Annotated in this window: 17 protein-coding genes; 7 read left to right on the top strand and 10 right to left on the bottom strand. The window is 72.0% G+C overall.

Annotated features, from left to right (window positions below; all coding sequences use genetic code 11):
* Positions 1-806 precede the first annotated feature (806 nt).
* The gene (locus tag LQ326_RS06730) at positions 807-1,685 is read right to left on the bottom strand and encodes a helix-turn-helix transcriptional regulator (protein ID WP_234533720.1); all 879 of its coding nucleotides are present in this window, start codon (positions 1,683-1,685) and stop codon (positions 807-809) included.
* A 102-nt stretch (positions 1,686-1,787) separates the two neighbouring features.
* Here LQ326_RS06730 and LQ326_RS06725 point away from each other — a divergent pair, with 102 nt between their 5' ends.
* Positions 1,788-2,483 carry an SDR family NAD(P)-dependent oxidoreductase gene (locus LQ326_RS06725; protein ID WP_234533718.1) on the top strand — a complete coding sequence of 232 codons (696 nt, stop codon included), beginning with the start codon at positions 1,788-1,790 and terminating at the stop codon, positions 2,481-2,483.
* A 350-nt stretch (positions 2,484-2,833) separates the two neighbouring features.
* Here LQ326_RS06725 and LQ326_RS06720 read toward each other — a convergent pair whose 3' ends face one another.
* The 3 genes from LQ326_RS06720 to LQ326_RS06710 are packed head-to-tail and all read right to left on the bottom strand — an operon-like array spanning position 2,834 to position 6,290.
* Positions 2,834-5,086 carry an FtsX-like permease family protein gene (locus LQ326_RS06720; RefSeq protein ID WP_234533715.1) on the bottom strand — a complete coding sequence of 751 codons (2,253 nt, stop codon included), beginning with the start codon at positions 5,084-5,086 and terminating at the stop codon, positions 2,834-2,836.
* Complete coding sequence (locus LQ326_RS06715; RefSeq protein WP_234533713.1) at positions 5,083-5,769, bottom strand: ABC transporter ATP-binding protein; 687 nt, start codon at positions 5,767-5,769, stop codon at positions 5,083-5,085. The genes LQ326_RS06720 and LQ326_RS06715 overlap by 4 nt, the downstream gene beginning before the upstream one ends.
* Complete coding sequence (locus LQ326_RS06710; protein WP_234533710.1) at positions 5,766-6,290, bottom strand: PadR family transcriptional regulator; 525 nt, start codon at positions 6,288-6,290, stop codon at positions 5,766-5,768. Before LQ326_RS06710 ends, LQ326_RS06715 begins: the two co-directional genes overlap by 4 nt.
* Before the next feature lie 291 nt (positions 6,291-6,581).
* On the opposite strand from LQ326_RS06710, the gene LQ326_RS06705 reads away from it, so the two are divergent.
* Both LQ326_RS06705 and LQ326_RS06700 read left to right on the top strand, forming a co-directional pair.
* Positions 6,582-7,241 carry an MSMEG_1061 family FMN-dependent PPOX-type flavoprotein gene (locus LQ326_RS06705; RefSeq protein WP_234533709.1) on the top strand — a complete coding sequence of 220 codons (660 nt, stop codon included), beginning with the start codon at positions 6,582-6,584 and terminating at the stop codon, positions 7,239-7,241.
* Positions 7,242-7,719: 478 nt separating this feature from the next.
* The gene (locus tag LQ326_RS06700) at positions 7,720-8,199 is read left to right on the top strand and encodes a hypothetical protein (protein ID WP_234533706.1); all 480 of its coding nucleotides are present in this window, start codon (positions 7,720-7,722) and stop codon (positions 8,197-8,199) included.
* 618 nt (positions 8,200-8,817) lie between these two features.
* Here LQ326_RS06700 and LQ326_RS06695 read toward each other — a convergent pair.
* The 3 genes from LQ326_RS06695 to LQ326_RS06685 form a co-directional block, all read right to left on the bottom strand.
* The gene (locus LQ326_RS06695) at positions 8,818-9,351 is read right to left on the bottom strand and encodes a GNAT family N-acetyltransferase (protein ID WP_234533704.1); all 534 of its coding nucleotides are present in this window, start codon (positions 9,349-9,351) and stop codon (positions 8,818-8,820) included.
* A gap of 168 nt (positions 9,352-9,519) precedes the next feature.
* Complete coding sequence (locus tag LQ326_RS06690; RefSeq protein WP_268206755.1) at positions 9,520-9,846, bottom strand: putative quinol monooxygenase; 327 nt, start codon at positions 9,844-9,846, stop codon at positions 9,520-9,522.
* A gap of 2 nt (positions 9,847-9,848) precedes the next feature.
* Positions 9,849-10,235, bottom strand: coding sequence for a VOC family protein (locus tag LQ326_RS06685; protein WP_234533700.1), 387 nt, complete (start codon positions 10,233-10,235; stop codon positions 9,849-9,851).
* A gap of 63 nt (positions 10,236-10,298) precedes the next feature.
* Here LQ326_RS06685 and LQ326_RS06680 point away from each other — a divergent pair, with 63 nt between their 5' ends.
* Positions 10,299-11,264, top strand: a complete 966-nt coding sequence (locus LQ326_RS06680; RefSeq protein WP_234533698.1) for a helix-turn-helix transcriptional regulator — start codon at positions 10,299-10,301, stop codon at positions 11,262-11,264.
* Between the two features lie 138 nt (positions 11,265-11,402).
* Here the strand turns inward: LQ326_RS06680 and LQ326_RS06675 are convergent, their stop codons facing one another.
* A complete protein-coding gene (locus LQ326_RS06675) occupies positions 11,403-11,984 on the bottom strand; it encodes a TetR/AcrR family transcriptional regulator (protein ID WP_234533696.1) in 582 nt (193 codons plus the stop codon).
* Positions 11,985-12,105: 121 nt separating this feature from the next.
* Here LQ326_RS06675 and LQ326_RS06670 point away from each other — a divergent pair, with 121 nt between their 5' ends.
* Positions 12,106-13,062: an NADP-dependent oxidoreductase gene (locus tag LQ326_RS06670; RefSeq protein WP_234533694.1), complete on the top strand. Its 957-nt coding sequence runs from the start codon at positions 12,106-12,108 to the stop codon at positions 13,060-13,062.
* Positions 13,063-13,656: 594 nt separating this feature from the next.
* Entirely contained in the window at positions 13,657-14,379 is a 723-nt protein-coding gene (locus LQ326_RS06665) for a dienelactone hydrolase family protein (RefSeq protein ID WP_234533692.1), read from the top strand.
* 37 nt (positions 14,380-14,416) lie between these two features.
* Here LQ326_RS06665 and LQ326_RS06660 read toward each other — a convergent pair whose 3' ends face one another.
* Both LQ326_RS06660 and LQ326_RS06655 read right to left on the bottom strand, forming a co-directional pair.
* Complete coding sequence (locus tag LQ326_RS06660; RefSeq protein ID WP_234533690.1) at positions 14,417-15,205, bottom strand: SAM-dependent methyltransferase; 789 nt, start codon at positions 15,203-15,205, stop codon at positions 14,417-14,419.
* Positions 15,206-15,332: 127 nt separating this feature from the next.
* Positions 15,333-16,022: a M24 family metallopeptidase gene (locus tag LQ326_RS06655; RefSeq protein ID WP_234533688.1), complete on the bottom strand. Its 690-nt coding sequence runs from the start codon at positions 16,020-16,022 to the stop codon at positions 15,333-15,335.
* 144 nt (positions 16,023-16,166) lie between these two features.
* Between LQ326_RS06655 and LQ326_RS06650 the strand changes: the two genes are divergently transcribed.
* On the top strand, positions 16,167-16,589 hold the full coding sequence (locus LQ326_RS06650; RefSeq protein WP_234533685.1) for a TOBE domain-containing protein: 423 nt from the start codon (positions 16,167-16,169) through the stop codon (positions 16,587-16,589).
* Positions 16,590-16,616: the final 27 nt, after the last annotated feature.

Here is a 16,616-nt window from a genome sequence, read left to right as displayed (position 1 = left end):
TAAATTACGGTACTTCAGTTCCTGTCACTTTGACAAGAAGAGCGATGCGGAGGCCGCTGGTGCTGTACGGCGGAGGCGGTCCGAGCGGTCAACTCGTCCTCCACTCCGCAGCCAGGCGTGGGCCGATCGTGGTCTGCCGACACGGTGTTGCCTCGAAACAGCTCAGGAGCGGGTACTTGCGTTCTGCGAGGCGTGGAGGGCTGCCTGGGCTGACGGTCGGTCGCACGGAAGTGTGTCCACGTCGGCGAGGCAGAAGAAGTCGATGTCCTCGCCCGTCGCCAGGCGGGACAGGCGACGGTGCATGTCCGGGGTGCCCAGTTGGACGCAGGCGGAAGGGGAAGGCCAGCACAGGAGACTTCAGCGCCTCCACCAGGTCGTGTCAGCCGCTCCAGCCCCGGCTGGTGTCCGGAGCCCAGCCCGGCCCACGAGCGCCAGTCTCAGGGCACATCCAGGGCACATGAGCCTGGGAAATGCCGTTGACCCGTGAGAACTACGGAGACAAGTTTCCCCAGGTCAACGCACATTTCCCTGCGAAGCCCCAGGTCAGCACCCTCCCACCCCCAATCGCTGCACGAGTGGCAGGACTTCAGCCATCGGTTGCATGAGGCGGGGCATCAGCCGTATTGCCTGGTGTGGCCCTGAGCTGGTTTTCGGTGGGTTCGGCGGGGCTTTCGGGTCCCGCTCTCACTGGTGGCACCCGAGGGCTGCCCGTGCCGACCGGTTTCGCGCTTCAGGCCTGGCTGCCACGGCGAACCGCTTCCGCGTCGGGCTGCTTGGTACGCCTCGTCGCCGCCGGCCCGATCACGTTACGGCTGGGAGAACGGACCGGGCTCCGGAGGCGGGGAGCCGTCGGCGCGGACGCCGTTCGTGACCCGCAGGAACTCCAGCTTTTCCGCATCGGCGGAACCCGCGGCCACCGTGTAGACGACGAGGCGGATGCCGCTGCCCGGGACGGTGAGCACGTCGCAGTCGCATGTCACCTCGCCGACCTGGGGGTGCACGACGGTCTTGCGGGCCGAGACGTGCGGTCCGACCGCTCCCTCGTCCCACAGCCGGGTGAACTCCGCACTGGTGGAACGCAGTTCCTCGATAATCTCGACCAGGCCACGGTCGCGGGGATAGTTGACGAGAGCCGTGCGCAGATCGGCGACGAGGGCGGGACCAAGGGCGTCGTCCTCCTTGAGCACGGGCCAGGCCGCGAGCCCTGAGGGCCCTGCGGAGAAGACCGCCCGCGCCAGGTTCCGCTCGACGGGCGCCCGTGCGCTGGGGTCGCCCAGCAGCACCGCCCATGCGGGAGTCCAGGACAGCAACGTCCAGTCGGCACTGAACACGCCCACGGGGAACTCCCTGAGGCGGGCCAGCATCCGTTGGACCCCCGTCGGCACGTGCGTGGAGATCGTCCCCTCCTGGGGCGGGAGGAGGCCGGCCAGCCGGTAGGCGTAATCGCGCTCCACGGGCTGCAGTTGCAGGGCCCTGGCCAGACTCGCGACGACCTGCGCCGAAGGGCTCGTGGCACGGCCCTGCTCCAGCCGCACCACATAGTCGACCGACAGCCCTGCGAGCTCGGCCAGCTCCTCGCGTCGCAACCCTGCCGCGCGGCGTCCGGGCCGCGAGGTCCGCCCGACGTCGACGGGGGAAAGCCGGTCGCGCCAGCGGCGCAATGCCGTGCCAAGGGTCTCGTCCACGCGACCATTGTGTCCGCCGGACAGCCGATGTGCCTGGTACTGGCCGTCCTACCGTCGCAGGAGGCACTGGCTGTCCTCTCGTCACGGGCCGAGAGTGAACGCATGACGACGACATTCATCACAGGAGCCAACAAGTCCCTCGGATACGAGACCGCCCGCCGCTTGATCGAGGCCGGCCACACCGTCCTCATCGGCGCTCGTGATCCGGAGCGCGGCCAGGCGGCCGCCGACGCACTCGGTGCCCGTTTCGTTCAGATCGACGTGACGGATGACGCGTCGGTGGCCGCGGCCGCCTCCGATGTCGGGGCTCGCGAGGGCGGCATCGACGTTCTGATCAACAACGCCGGCGTCCTCGGGACGCACAGCCCCGCCGACCAGATCACGGCCGCTGACGCCGTCGAGGTGCTCAAGGTCAATGTCGTGGGGATCGTCCGGGTGACGCACGCGTTCCTGCCCCTGCTGCGCAAGTCCGCGAACCCGGTGATCGTCAATGTGTCGAGCGGCATGGGGTCGTTCGCGGCCACCCACGACGCCGGTCGCGTGGAGAGCCGGGTCATCGCGCCGCTCTACACGGCGTCGAAGGCTGCTGTGACCATGCTGACGACGCAGTACGCGAAGTCCTGGCCGGACGTGAGGGTGAACGCGGCCGACCCGGGCTACACAGCGACCGACTTCAACGGGCACAGCGGTCCGCAGACAGTGACCGAGGGGACCGACGCGATCGTCGGACTCGCCACCGTCGGGGTGGACGGACCGACCGGAACCTTCCGTGACCGTCACGGTGAGATGCCCTGGTGATCCACCTCTGAATCCGGGACGTGAAGGGCCGTCTGGATCGGGAACAGCGCCGCAAGCCGGCTGAGACGCTGACGGACGCGGTCCTCGGGACGACCTGCCGAGCGCCCTCCCGGAAAAGCATCTGAAAACCCGTCTTCGTCCGAGCAGGCGGCTGACCGCCCCCGGATCCAGGCGCTGCCGCTCCTCCTGAACGTGGCGGGCGCTCGGCAGGAAGATCTCTTCGAGGATGTTCGCCAAGGCTCCTGGCCGTGGATTCAGGGACAACCGTCGTCGGTCGTGTTGCCGAGTGCTCCCTCAGCCCCGGACACCGTTCGGAAGCGGGTCCGAGGCCGTAGCGGGGAGTTGGCGTGTCAGCCGTTGCGGGCTGCCTCTGGTCCGGTGATGCGTTTGAGCAGGGGGAGGGTCGAGGCGATGATGCCCAGCGAGATGACGAGGCCGAGGGCGACGAACGCGTAGTACGCCGCGCCCGGCGACACCAGGTCGTAGCGCATCTGCGATTTCAGGAACAGGGCCGAGGCGGCGAAGGCCGCACCGATCGAGATCACGGCCACTGCCAGCAGCGGCAGGGTGCTCTCCAGTGCGATCACCCGTTGCAGCAACCGCAGCGGCGCGCCGGTGAGCCGTAGCAACGCGAACGGGCGTCGGCGATCCGACAGGCCCGCGACGACGCTCACCGCCAGGCTGCAGCCTGCGATCGGCAGGGTGGTCAGCAGCACCACGTTGGCCAATTGCCGCCAGCCGGCCAGCTCCTGCTGCAGGTCGGTGCCCCAGTCGCCCACCGTGCGGGCCTGGTGGTGCGGGTAGGCGGTGGTGAGCAGGGTCCGCACGTGTTCCTTGGCGGCTGTCGACCCGTCGGTGGCCACGTAGATCAGTTGTACGGGCAGCTTGGCGACGGCCGCGGTGCTGATCGCGGCGGCGGGCCACGGCAAGCTCGGGTGCGACCGCAGGCTGACGAACGCGGAGAAGTCGACGGCCGTGACGCTCGCGCCGGCCGGGCAGCGGCCCACCATGGGAGTCTGCGCGAGGTCGGAGCAGGTCACCAGGGCCGGCGCCGTCGGGGGCGGATCGCCCGGGCGGACCCGACGGTTTACGACCTTGCCGACGCCGCCGGGGTTGGCGTGGACGACGGCCACGCCCCGCACGCCCGGGAGCGCGCGCACCTCGGTGAGCAGCCGCGCCGGGACGGCCCCGGCCAGCGGCGCCTCACCGTCGCTGCCGGCTTCCACCACCGTGCGGGTCTGCGGGTCGCCGCCCAACGTGCCGCGGTAGACGTTGATCGTGCCGATGATGCTGACGGTCGCGGTGGTCACGAACAGGGCCAGGACGAGGCCGCTGACGGCGCGGAAGCCTGCCTTCGGGTCGTCGGCGAGCCGCCGCACCGCGATCAGGGCGGCCGGGCGTCGGGTGCGCCGGGCGACCGCCCGGGCGGCGGTCATGGTCAGCCACGGCCCGGCGATCACCAGGCCCAGCATCACCACCAGGAAGCCGGGGAGGTAGGCCGCCGTCTGGCCGTTCCCGGTCGCCGGCCGGCGGCCGGCGAAGACGAAGTACGCCAGTTCGGCCAGGCCTGCCAGCAGCGGGATCAGCCGCCAGGCGCGCGGCGGGCGCGGGGTCACCCGGCGGGTCACGCCGAGCGGGGAGACGGTGACCCGGCGCAGCGCGAGGCGCGCCGCGATCGCCGCCGCCACCGGCACGCCGACGACGACGCAAACAGCCTGCGGGGCGCTGAGCGTCAGATCCGACACGAAGAACCGTTGCTGCCCGGTGAGCGGAAGGGTGGCGACCAGCGGGCGCAGCGCGGCGTAGAGCCCGAAGCCGACCGCCGTCCCGGCGGCCGCCGCCAGCGCGGCCTCCACCGCCGACAGCAGCGACACCTGCCGGGGCGTGGCGCCGACCAGCCGCATCGCCGCGTAGCGCTGTTCGCGGGTGGCGGCGGACAGCCGGGTCGCGGTGGCTATGAAGATCAGCACCGGGAAGATCAGTGCCCCGGCCACCACGGAGGAGATGAGCGTCAGCGCATCGCCGCGCACCGCCTTGTCCCAGCACGCGTTGTCACAGGTGTGCGGCCGGCTGCCGGCGATGGTGGTGACCGCCCTCGCCCCGGGTGCGCCCTTGATCTGGGCGGGGGTACGGCCGATGACGGCGATCAGTGAGTCCGGGGAGGCCAGCGCGGCGTCGCCGATCGTGCCGGCGAGGCGCCCGGGGAAACGCTCGCCCAAGTGGTCGGCGGGAGCCTCGCGGACCAGCCTCGCCAGCGCGGGTGAGGCGTAGTACTCGCCGGGCGCCGGCAGGTGCGTCAGGCCGGGCGGGACGGGCGAGGCCGGACCGGTCGCGGCGACGTCGACCTCGGTGAGGGACTTGCCGTCGTAGTAGTCGCCGTGCGGCCACCACCACAGCGGGTCCGCCGACGCCTTCTCGGTACGGCCGGCGGCCCCGGTGTCCAGCCAGACCTGCCGCTGGTTCGTCCGCTCGACGGCGTTCATGCTGGCGAAGGTCGACAACAGCAGCCCGACGCCGATGGCGACCGCGGCGGCGATCATGGCCAGCCGGGCCAGGGCCTCCCGGCCGCCGCTGAGCGCGAGGCGGAGCGCGAAGGCGATCACGAGGCGATCCGTCCGGTCGTGAGCAGGCTGGCCTTGCCGTCCCGCACGATGGCCTCCCGGTCGGCATGCGCGGCGACCCGGGGCTCGTGGGTCACCAGGACGACGGTGGTGCCCTCCTCCTGGGCCGCGTCCACCATCAGGTCCATCACCTGTTCGCCCGTCAGTGAGTCCAGCGCCCCGGTCGGCTCGTCGGCGAACAGCACCTTGGGCCGGGCCACCAGACCGCGGGCCAGCGCCACCCGCTGCGCCTGACCGCCCGACAACTCCCCGGAGCGGCGCCGCTCCAGGCCGTCCAGGCCGAGCCGGGCGAACCAGGGCCGGGCCTCGGCGAGCGCGGCTGTCCGGCGCACGCCCGAGAACAGCAGCGGCAGGGCGACGTTCTCCTCGGCGGTCAGCTCGGGGACGAGCTGGCCGAACTGGAAGACGAAGCCGAAGGTGTCGCGGCGCAGGGCGCTGCGCTCGGCCTCGTTCAGGGTGTCGATGCGGCGTCCGTCGAAGTGCACCTCGCCCGAGTCGGGGGTGAGGATGCCGGCCAGGCAGTGCAGCAGGGTGGACTTGCCCGAGCCGCTCGGGCCCATCACGGCGAACACCTCGCCGGCCTCGATGGCCAGGCCGGCGCCGCGCAGGGCGGGGGTCTCGCCGAAGGAGAGAGTGAGGTCGCGGGCCTCGATGAGGGCGGTCATGTGCGCACCGCCGCTGCCAGCGTATCCATCCGGGCCGCGGTCAGCTCGATCCATCGCAGGTCGGCCTCCAGGTGGAACAGGCCGTGGTCGGCGAGCAGGGCGTCGATGATCGGGCCGGTGCGGCGCAGCCGGGTCAGCTCGTGCATCCGCTGCAGGTGGGCGGCCCGTTGGGTGTCGAGATACTGCTGGGCGTCACGGCCGAGCATCAGGGCCAGCACGACTTTGGTGAACAGCACGGTCTGCAGATTGGGCTCAGGCGCCACCGGCTCGGTGAGCCAGGTCTCGAACTCCGTCGCCCCCGCCTCGGTGATCACGTAGCGCTTGCGCTCGGGGCCGACCCCGGGCTCCGCCTCGCCGGCGACGACCTTCCCGTCCCGCGCCAACCGGCCGAGAGTTGTGTAGACCTGCCCGTACGGCAGCGGCTTGCCGCGGTTGAAGAAGGCGTCGTAGTCGCGCTTGAGGTCGTAGCCATGGCTCGGCTCCCGCTCCAGCAGCCCCAACAGGGTGAGAGGAACACTCATGCGAGGACCGTACACCGCGGATATACTCTGAGTGTATATCCGCGGTGTGTATCCGCTGAGAGTGCGTGCCGATCCTGGGCCCCGCATCCAGTCACGGGCCTGTCCCCGGCGACGCGACCAGCGTGCCGCCCTGAACCGACTGTCAGGAACGCTGGTTCAGAGCTTCCGTCGGCTCCCGGTCGGCGGCTCGCGCGGTGCCGAGAACGCCCAGCCCCTGCCGGCCCCGGTCGTGGCCGAACCCCGCGCTCATCGGCCGAGATCAATCGCAGGTCGGCGCATTAGGGTCGGGGCATGACGCCACCCCTTGCCGGCAGTGCCTTCGACTCGCTCCGCCTCGACGCCGTGTCCGACCAGGAGGCGCTGCGCCGGGTCTACGCACTCCCCAGCGATGCGGCCGTGCGCAAGCAGATGACCGAACTCACCGAGCAGACCCGGCGGTTGATCGGTCTGTCGTCGCTGGTCCTGGTCGCCAGCGCGGACGCCGAGGGCAACTGTGACGTTTCCCCGCGGGGCGGTCCCGCAGGGTTCGTGACCGTCCTGGACGCACGGACGGTGGCGATACCGGACGCGACCGGCAACAAGCGTCTGGACACCCTGCAGAACGTCGTCACCACCGGACGGGCCGGGCTGCTGTTCGTCATCCCGGGGCGCACCACGACGCTCAGGGTGAACGGCCGGGCCTGCGTCTCCACCCGCCCGGAACTGCTGTCGCAGCTGACCGCCGTGGGCAAGCCGCCGGCCAGTGCGCTGGTGCTGGGGATAACGGAGGTCTACCCGCACTGCCCCAAGTCGCTCCTGCGCAGCGGGGCCTGGAAGCCTGAGCAGTGGCTGCCGGCGGACGCCCAGCCGACCTCGGCCGAGGTGACGCTGGCCCAGCTGCGGATGCCGGAGCTGACGATCGCCGACATCGAGCAGGCGGAGGCGGACTCGCTGAAGTACCGGTACGAGTAACAGACCGCCGTCCCGCTCCAAGGCAGCGTCTTGTGCACGGCTGGCCCTTCTCCACTACGGCCCGGTCCCGCGCTTCCGCCTCGCACGCCGGAACTTGCGCGACCTCGGTGCCACGCCTCCGGCAAGACACCCGAATGGTCCTTCGACGACTTGGCCTGACTCCCCCGCGACACGGTCATCGCCGACCTGCACTGCGCAAGCGAGCTGGGTGGAGCTTTGTTGCTGCCAGAACCGGGCCACTTCACAGGCGTTCCGCGAGGTCGACTTCCTGCGTGCCATACGCGCGTACGCGGCCCGGCAGCGTCGCTACGGCGCCTGAGAGGCGTGGATCACCGGTACCGTCGGGCCGCGTGCTGGGGGCGGTGCCGTCGTCACGGCTTCCACCGGCGCGTGCCCGGTCGTCGAAGGCGGGCGGCGACCGCGCCGTGGCTGCGGCCCGGTCCGGAGGGGCTTCAAGCCGGCACTTTAGGCTGCGGGCGTGAACTACAACGAACTTGAGGCGGACATTCTCCGGCTGGTCGTCGGAGCCACTGAGGACAGTGTTCGTGCCTTCGGAGAACAGACGGTCACCCGTCTGGTGCGGCCGGAGTTGCTGCACGATGCGGCCGAGGACGAACTCACCGAAGAGGCCCGGGAGGCACTGGCCACCGCCTGCGCAAACGTCCTGACGCTGAGCGCCGCCGAGCTGCACGACAAGCTTGCGACGGTCTACGACGGCATCCTGGTCGATGACGGCCTGGACACCGGAGTCCTCACTGCCATCAGCGCGTTGGCGCACTGGCAGAGCTACTTGGAGCAGAACCGGCGCGGCGAGCTCTACGAACTCGCCATCCGTTCCATCGAGGACGTCGACTACGAGGTGTCCGCCGACCTCGCCGACTTCCTCGCCACACCGGAGATGGCCGCTGAGTACGAGCGCATCCGCCGGCTGCTGGACCCCGGCGTGAAGCAGGGGTGAGGTTTTCCCGGTGTACGGGGGGCGCTGGTCGGCGGGTGGCCCGTCGGTCCGCGGCAGACTCGGCCGGCAGGCTCGGGTGCGGATGCCGCTGACGGCGGCGCGGGGGTCACCGGCCAGGATCCGGACGGCCTTGGCGCCGCCGCACGTCTCGGCGGCCGGATCGGTGGCGGGGTGCAGACGCCGTGGGGCCGCCTCGAACTTCTCGGTCACGTGGACGATGTCGGGAACGGAACGACATGGACGGTGATGCCCCGTCGGGCGGCCCGCGCATGGATCAACTCCGGCTGGCGCGTCGCCCGCTCCGCCGCCTTCCGCGTCGCCTCCCGCAGACACCCCCGGGCGCATCACGATCCCCTTGCCGTCGACGCTGAGCACGAGCAGCGTCGTGCTCGCTGTCGGGGCAGGGGTGCGGGCGGCACAGAAAGCCGCGATGCCCACCACGGCGGCCCGCACCAACTGTTCGGCCTGGCGTTTGCCCACCGCCCGTCCGCGTCGAGAGCCGCCGGTTCGGCCTCCTCCCGGCGGGTGCGCGGGTCGGAGTGGCCCTGCGGGAGGAGACGGGCCGGCTCCCTGCCCCGCCGGCCCAGAACGGGGCGCACAGGTCCGCCTTCTCCGCGTTCAGGCCCGCGTCCAGTCCTCCGCGAGGAGGCCGAGGACGGCTTCGTCGGCGTATGCGCCGTACACCCAGGCGGAGTGCCGAAGCGTGCCCTCCCGGGTGAACCCGGCCCTGGCCGCCGCCGCGAGCATCGGGGTGTTGTCCGTGAGGGTCTCGATCTGCAGGCGCTGCAGCCCGCGTACCGCGAACCCGTACTCGCACAGCGCGTGAAGGACGTCGACGCCGAGCCCGCGGCCGCGGAACGCGGGGCGCAGGGCGATCCCGACGTGGGCCGTCCGGTTGTGGGTGTCGATGCCCCAGAGCAGGGCCTCGCCCGCCAGCTCCTGGGACTCCAGCTCGACGACCGAGAAGCACGCCGCCTCGTCCGACGGTCCGGCCACGGCGAAGGGGGAGTGACCCGAGCCCGGTGGGACGGGCCGCCACGGGCGGGAGTCGGCGCGTGAGCGGGTCGCCACGTCGTCGTACAACTCGGAGTGGAGAACCGGGACGTCGCTCTCGTGCCGGGCACGCAGCCCGGTCTTTTCGCCGCGTATCACGGGGCATTGCTATCCGAGGGACGGCGGCCGCTCAACCAAGTTTCCCCCTGGGGCGCGCGGGTGGCGGTCAGGAGAGCCGAGGATCGCGGGCGGCCCAGGTGTCCGGAGGGCGGCCCGACCGCGGGAACGACCTCCGAGCGGGCCGTTCCCGGGGGCCGGGGGCGTGCGTCAGGGCCGTCCGTCGGCGGTGGGGAGGCCCACTCCGCCCAGGACGGTGAGATCCGTGCGGTGCGGTGGGGACGACAGCAGCGCGAGGACGTCTGCGGGGCTGGGGCCGTCGGCGCGCGGCGGAGTGGCGAGGGCGGCCCGCGCACTGGTCTCGTCCTGCCAGACCTCGGTGACGCGCACCGTGTCCGGGTCCGCCGCGTCCTGGCTGATCAGGTAGATCGCACAGCCGGGGAAGCCGCGCAGTCTCTCCGCGACCTCCAGCAGGACGGCGGCGAGTTCGCCGCCCTTGCCCGGCTGCGCGGTCATGGTCATCAGTCTGCCGATCATGTTCAGGCCAGGGTGGTGATGCAGAACGGGTGGCCGGCGGGGTCCAGCAGGACCCGCCACCGGTCGGGCTGGGGCTGGGCCGGGGGCTCGACAGCACCCAGGGCCAGCAGGTGAGCACGCGCGGCCTCCAGGTCGTCGACGCCCAGTTCGATGTGGGCCTGCTTCTCCTGGGCTGGGTCCGGCCAGGTGGGACGCCGGTAGTCGGTCAGCCGGTTGAACCCCAGTCCGGCCGAGCCCTCCTGGCCGAGCAGGACGAAGTCGTCGCTGGAGTAGGCGACGGGCAGGCCGAGTGCCTCGCCGTAGAAGCGGGCCAGTTCGGCGGGGTCCGGGCAGTCGAATGTGACGGCCGCGTAGCGGATCGCGGGTGCGGGCGGGTTTCCAGTGCTCATGGGAAGGACGCTATGCCGGGACCAGGACAGGTTCGGTCCTGGTCATGCGGGACACTTCACGATGTGATCAGCACATCCGCCCGCCTGCTGCGACTGGTCTCGCTGCTGTCCGCACGGCCGTCGTGGACCTGCGGCGAGCTGGCCGGCCACATGGCGGTCACCGAGCGCACGGTGCGGCGGGACGTCGCCAGGCTCCGGGAGCTCGGCTACGGAGTGGAGTCCGACCCCGGGCCGTGGGGCGGTTACCGCCTCCGCGCCGGAGCCCGGGTGCCGCCGTTGGTCCTCGATGACGAGGAGGCACTCGCCGTGGCCGTCGGGCTGCGCGAGGCCGCGCTCAGCGGTGTGCTCGGCGGTGACCAGGCCGCACTGTCCGCCCTGCTGAAACTGCGTCAGGTCCTGCCGCGCCGGATCGCGGACCGGCTGGGCGAGATGGACGCCGCCTTTGTGCACACGACAAGGCTCGACGCGCCGCAGATCGCACCCGGAATGCTGCTGGAACTGGCCGACGCGTGCCGGCGGGCGGAGCGTTGCCGGCTGTCGTACCGCGACCGGGAGGGGAAGGCCACGGTCCGCGATGTCGACCCGTACCGCCTGGTGCACACGGGACGCCGTTGGTACTTCGTCGCCCGGGACGTGACGCGGAACGAGTGGCGTACCTTCCGGGCCGACCGGGTCGGCCGGATACGGCCGGCGGGGCGCCCGGTGGAGTTCGTCGACCCGCCCGACCCGGCCCTGCTCGTCTCCCGCTCGATCGCGGCCGGGGCCTACCCGCTCTACGTGACGATCCGCCTCCCGCTGCCCATGGAGCAGGCGCTCCGGCTGGTCCCGCAGACGGTCGGTACCCACCGGCCGGAAGGCCCCGACGCCACCATCGTCGACATCGGCGGCCCCGACGCGGACGGGCTCGCCAAGTACCTCCTGAGCCTCGCCACACCCCTGCGGGTCCTGTCACCGGACGACGTGCGGGAAGCGCTGCTGCGCCGTACCCGGGAACTGTTCGAGGACAACGCGAACGGTCAGCCCCGGTAGCGGGACCCGGCCGCTTCGCACGCCGTCCGTGGCCGCGCGGTAGTGGTGACCTGACAGCGGTGCCGCCTCGACGACGCCGCGGGAACCGGTGCTCGGCGAGAGCGCCACTGGTGCGCGCTTCGCCGTCCCGGTCCGGGCTCAGGCCCGCCGGGCGGCGGGGTGGAGGCCGTCCATCAGGAGGCTCAGCAGGCGATCGGCCTTGGCTTCGTGCCCGGGCCGGGGGGCCACGGTGAAGATACCGATGAGGGAGGCGGCGATGTCCTCGGCGGTGACGTCGGAGCGGAGGTCGCCCGCCGCGCGGCCGGCGTCGAGAATCGTGGTGATGGCCGTCAGCAGCTCGGTCCGGGTCCGGGCATGGGCGATCTCGCCCGACTCGATCATCGCGAGCAGCGTGTCGAGCATGCCGTTCTTGGTCGCGATCCAGTCTCCGAACAAGTCCATCCAGCGTCGCATCGCCGCGGCGGGGGGCATCTGGCCGAGCAGCTCGCGGGCGCCGGTCGTCAGCCGGACGACCTGGTCCCGGTAGACCGCGTCGACCAGCGACTCGCGGGTCGGGAAGTGCCGGTAGAGCGTGGCGATGCCGACCCCTGCCTCACGGGCGATCGCCCGCATCGACGGCTCGGCGTCAGCCGAGCCGAACACGCGGGTCGCCACCGCGAGCAGTTGGTCACGGTTACGGGCCGCGTCCGCCCGTGGCGTACGCGTCTCCCCCTCAGCCAAAACGGATCACGCTCCGGTTGTGTTACGGTCATCCATGTAAACGGAGCATAGTCCGTTTCGATGTGCTCGACGTGTTCGACGTGTTCGATGTGTTCTCTCGGTCCCAAGGAGACAGGCGCACATGCAGGAACAGAGCGATCATCCCCCGGCGGGCAGGAGCAGAGCGGTCCGGCTCGATTCGTTCGGCGGCCCCGAGGTCCTGGACGTCCGTGAGATCCCCGCTCCACAGGCCGGCCCGGGACAGGTCCGTGTGCGGGTCACCGCCGCCGGCCTGAACCCGATGGACTGGATCATCACCGCCGACGCGGACACCGCCGCCCGGTTCGGCTTGAGCCTCCCGGCCGGATTCGGGACCGACTACGCGGGAGTGGTCGACCAGGCCGGTGACGGGGTCACCGGCTTCGCACCTGGCGACCGGGTCTTCGGGGCCGCCCTGTCCCGCGCGGTCGCCGCCTTCGTGGTGATCGACCCGGCCGCGGGGACCGCGGCGAACGAGGCCCATCACACCCCCGACGGCGTCGACGACCGCACCGCCGCCACCCTCGCGATCGCCGGCCGCACGGCATCCGCCGCCCTCGGCGTGGTCGCCCCCGGCCCGGACGACACCGTGCTGATCGGCGGCGCGGCGGGCGGGGTCGGGGTGTTCGCCGTCCAGCTGGCCCGGCTCGCCGGAGCGCGCGTGATCGGGACGGGGTCGGCGACGTCGTCCGGTTTCCTGCGCGATCTCGGGGCCGAGCCGGTCGCCTACGGCGACGGCCTGGCCGACCGGGTCCGCGCCCTCGCTCCCGGCGGTGTCACCGCCGCCGTCGACCTGCACGGCACGGAGACAGCGCACACCGCAAGGGAACTCGGCGTCCCGGACGCGCGCATCTGCACCGTCGCCGCGCAAGTCGACGGAGTGCCGACGGCCAACGGCGCGAACGCGGCGCCCGGCGCCCTGGAGGAGATCGCCCGCCTGGTCGCGGCGGGCCGGCTCCGGGTGCCTGTCGCGGCGAGCTTCCCGGTCGAGCAGATCCGCCGCGCGGTCCAGCTCCAGGCCGGCCGGCACGTACACGGCAAGGTCGTCATCGACCTCTAGTGCTGTGGCCGGGAAGGTTTGCCGGAAAGCTCGCGGCGTCCGGTGCGGTGCATCGCAAGGCGGAGCATCGCCCGCGTACTGGATGTACTCGGGTGATGCGACAACGCGGCGAGGTGCCGTGCCGGGCGTCGCGAGCCGGTGAACCTTTCCGGTCGCAGCACTAGATCAAGGCGGTCGCGACGAGGAACGCGACGTCGCCGTCACCGACCGGACGGCGACGGCCGCCCGCCCCTGAGGGCAGTGTCCAGGGCGGCCCGGCTTTCCTCGTCGAAGGACCCGTCGCGCGTCCGCGTCGGCGGCAGGCAGCCGGGTGGCCGCCGACACCGGCGTCGCCGACGAGGAAACCACGATGATCTCCGCAGGCCCGTCGGGCGGGCGGCCCGGACGCGGTCCTCGGGCCGTGCCCGCAGGCGGTGGCGGCGAAAACCCGTTGGCGGGCCGGGGCGGCCACTGTTACCTTTCCGGAGGCCGTGCCAGAGACGAGGAGGTGGTACCCGTGAACGCAGTATCGACATGGGTGCTCCCCTCCGGGGTCGCGGTCGGACGATAGGTCGTCCGGGAGCGCCGTTCACGCGCATCCCGAAAGGCACGACCATGCACTTCACTTCCGAACAGCGCCTCGACGACGGCGTCCTCGAACGCGAATTCACCCTCGGCGAGATCCCCGGCACCCTGTGGACGCCGGAATCCGCCGCACCGGCCCCGCTGATCCTGATGGCCCACAACAACGGCCTGCGCAGGAGGGAACCCCGGCTGGTGGCCCGGGCCCGGCGCACCGCGGCGTGCGGCTACGCGGTGGCCACCATCGACGCCGCCGGGTGCGGTGACCGGCCCCGTTCCGCGGGCGACGAGCGGGCCCGCGCCGACCTCCGCCGGGCGATGCGGGCCGGCGAGCCGGTCGACGAGATCTTCGAGTCCTTCATCGGCCCGCTGGTCGAGAAGGCGGTCCCGGAATGGCGGACCGCCCTGGACGCCCTGCTCTCACTGCCCGGGATCGGCGGCCCGGTCGGCTACTCGGGGTGGACGGCCCTCGGCATCCGGCTGGCGGTGGCCGAGCCGCGCATCGCGGCCGCCGGTCTCTTCGCCGGGGGCTACGTGCCCCGCGCCCAGCGCGAGGAGGCCCGGCAGGTCACCGTCCCGCTGCTGCTCCTGCTGCAGTGGGACGACGAGGGCAATCCACGGCAGCGGGCCCTGGACCTGTTCGACGCCTTCGGCACCAAGGAGAAGACACTGCACGCCAATCTCGGCGGGCACACCGGCACCCCGTGGTTCGAGCTGGACGACACGAACGGGTTCTTCGGCCGCCACCTGAGGTGAGAACGGGCCGCGGCGCGGCCCCGAACCCGGACCCGGCTCAGCGGACGCGGGCCACGCCCGCGTAGATGCCGCTGCCCTCCGGGTCCGGTGCCGGGCTGGTGGTGAACCACTCCGTCGCCGTGACCAGGCCGGGGCCTACCAGGTCGAGGCCGTCGAAGAAGCGCTCGACCTCGGGGCGGGTGCGGAAGGCGAGCCGGATGCCGCCCTTGGCGTACTCGGCGACGACCTGTTCGACGAGCTCCGGGAACAGGTCGGACGCGGCGTGCGAGAGGATCAGGTAGCTGCCGGACGGCAGGGTGTCGACGAGGGCGCGGACGATCCCGTGGGCACCCTGCTCGTCGCTGATGAAGTGCATCAGGGCGATGAGGGAGAGAGCGACCGGGCGGTCGAAGTCCAGGACGTGCCGGGCGTGCCGGACGATCGCCTCCGGGTCACGCACATCGGCCTGGATGTAGTCGGTCGCTCCCTCCGGGCGGCTGACCAGCAGCGCCTCGGCGTGCCGGAGGACGATCGGGTCGTTGTCGGTGTAGACGACCTTGGCCGACGGCACCAGGTTCTGCACGATCTGGTGGAGGTTCGGCTCGGTGGGGATGCCGGTGCCGATGTCCAGGAACTGGTCGATGCCCTGCTCGGCGAGCCACGCGGCCGCCCGGTGCATGAACTGGCGGTTCTGCCGGGCGGCGTCCCGCGCCTCGGGCGGCAGCTTCTCACCGACGGCCTCGTCGACCGGGTAGTTGTCCTTGCCGCCGAGCAGCCAGTCGTAGACCCGCGCGGGGTGTGCCCTGCTGGTGTCCAGCGGCAGAGACGGCTGTGGGTCGGTCGTCATGGCAACTCCATCGCGCCGGGAGAGACGGTGAGAGACGGTGCGGGACCGCTGTCGTCGTGATCGTACTCCGCGGGCTCATCTGCCTTGCACCCGGCGCGACTTGGCCCCCCGGGCCGCCGCCGGGCGGTCAGAGGGTGAGGAGTTCCTCGTGGAAGCCGCCGAACCGCCGCTGCGGCGTGAGGAGATGGACCTCCAGGATCCAGTGGCAGGTGCGGCCCGCCTTGTCGGTGCGGCGCAGCGGGGTGCCGTTGGCGGGCGTGATGTACGACTCGACGTCGGCGCCGTCGATCGTCTCGTGCGGGAACTCGCCGACCAGGTGCCCGGCGTGCCAGCCGCCCAGTTCCCAGCCGGCCACGGCCGCTAGGCGGGCGACCTCGGCGTGCAGGGCGGCGCCCGTGATCTCCGGGTCGGCCTCGAAGAACCGCCGGCCGGCGGCGAACACCCGGGGCAGGTCGGCGCGGAGCCGGTGCTTGACCGGGTCGTCGCCGAGGACGAAGGTCCGGCCGAAGTCGGCCTCGTACTCCTCGAAGATCGGCCCGAAGTCGGCGAACGCGATGTCGTCGGTGCCGATCACGCGGTCCGGCGGGTTCTCCTTGTACGGCAGGACGGTGTTCGGCCCGGAGCGCACGACCCGCTTGTGCCAGTGCCGGGTCGTGCCGAACATCTCGTTCGCCAGGTCCCGGATCCGGTCGCTGACCGCCCGCTCCCCCTCGCCGGCCGCGACGAGCCCGCGCTTCTCCACCTCCGCGAACAGCAGTGCGGCCTTGTCCTGGGCTTCGCGCAGGCGCGCCGCCCGCGTGGGTTCGTCATCCGCCATGGGGTGAACCTAGTGAGCCCCGGTCGCCCCGGCAACGGGGTTCCGCCGGTGAGCCGATCCGGCAGCCGGAGCCGCTAACTTGAGAACCGGAGTCGTGACAAACTCCACCAAACCACCCTCTCCCTTCCTCTGAGGCGGCCCGTCATGAGCCTGAGCATCCGCAACCAGATCCCCGGCACCGTCACCGCCGTCACCCCGGGCGAGGTGATGGCGACCGTGCGGGTCCGGCTCGACGGCGGCCAGGAGCTCACCGCCGCGATCACCCTGGAGGCGGTCCGGGAGCTGGGGCTCGCCGAGGGGTCGGCCGTACGGGCGATGGTGAAGTCCACCGAGGTCGCGCTCGCCACCGGCCGCCTGCCGGGCGTGTCCATCCGCAACCAGTTGCCCGGCACGGTCAGCGACGTGGCCACCGGCGGTGCGATGGCCACGGTCAAGGTGGCCGTGGACGGGGGTCAGGACCTCACCGCGGCGATCACCAGGGACGCGGTCGGCGACCTCGGCCTGACGGCCGGCGCGCCGGTCGTGGCGCTGATCAAGGCGACCGAGGTGTCCCTCGCGACCGCGTGACCCCGTGGCCCCGCGCGGATGTCCCGG

The organism is Streptomyces shenzhenensis (assembly GCF_021462265.1).
GTDB classification, from domain to species: Bacteria; Actinomycetota; Actinomycetes; order Streptomycetales; family Streptomycetaceae; genus Streptomyces; species Streptomyces shenzhenensis.
This window is presented reverse-complemented; position numbering and strand designations above follow the sequence as displayed.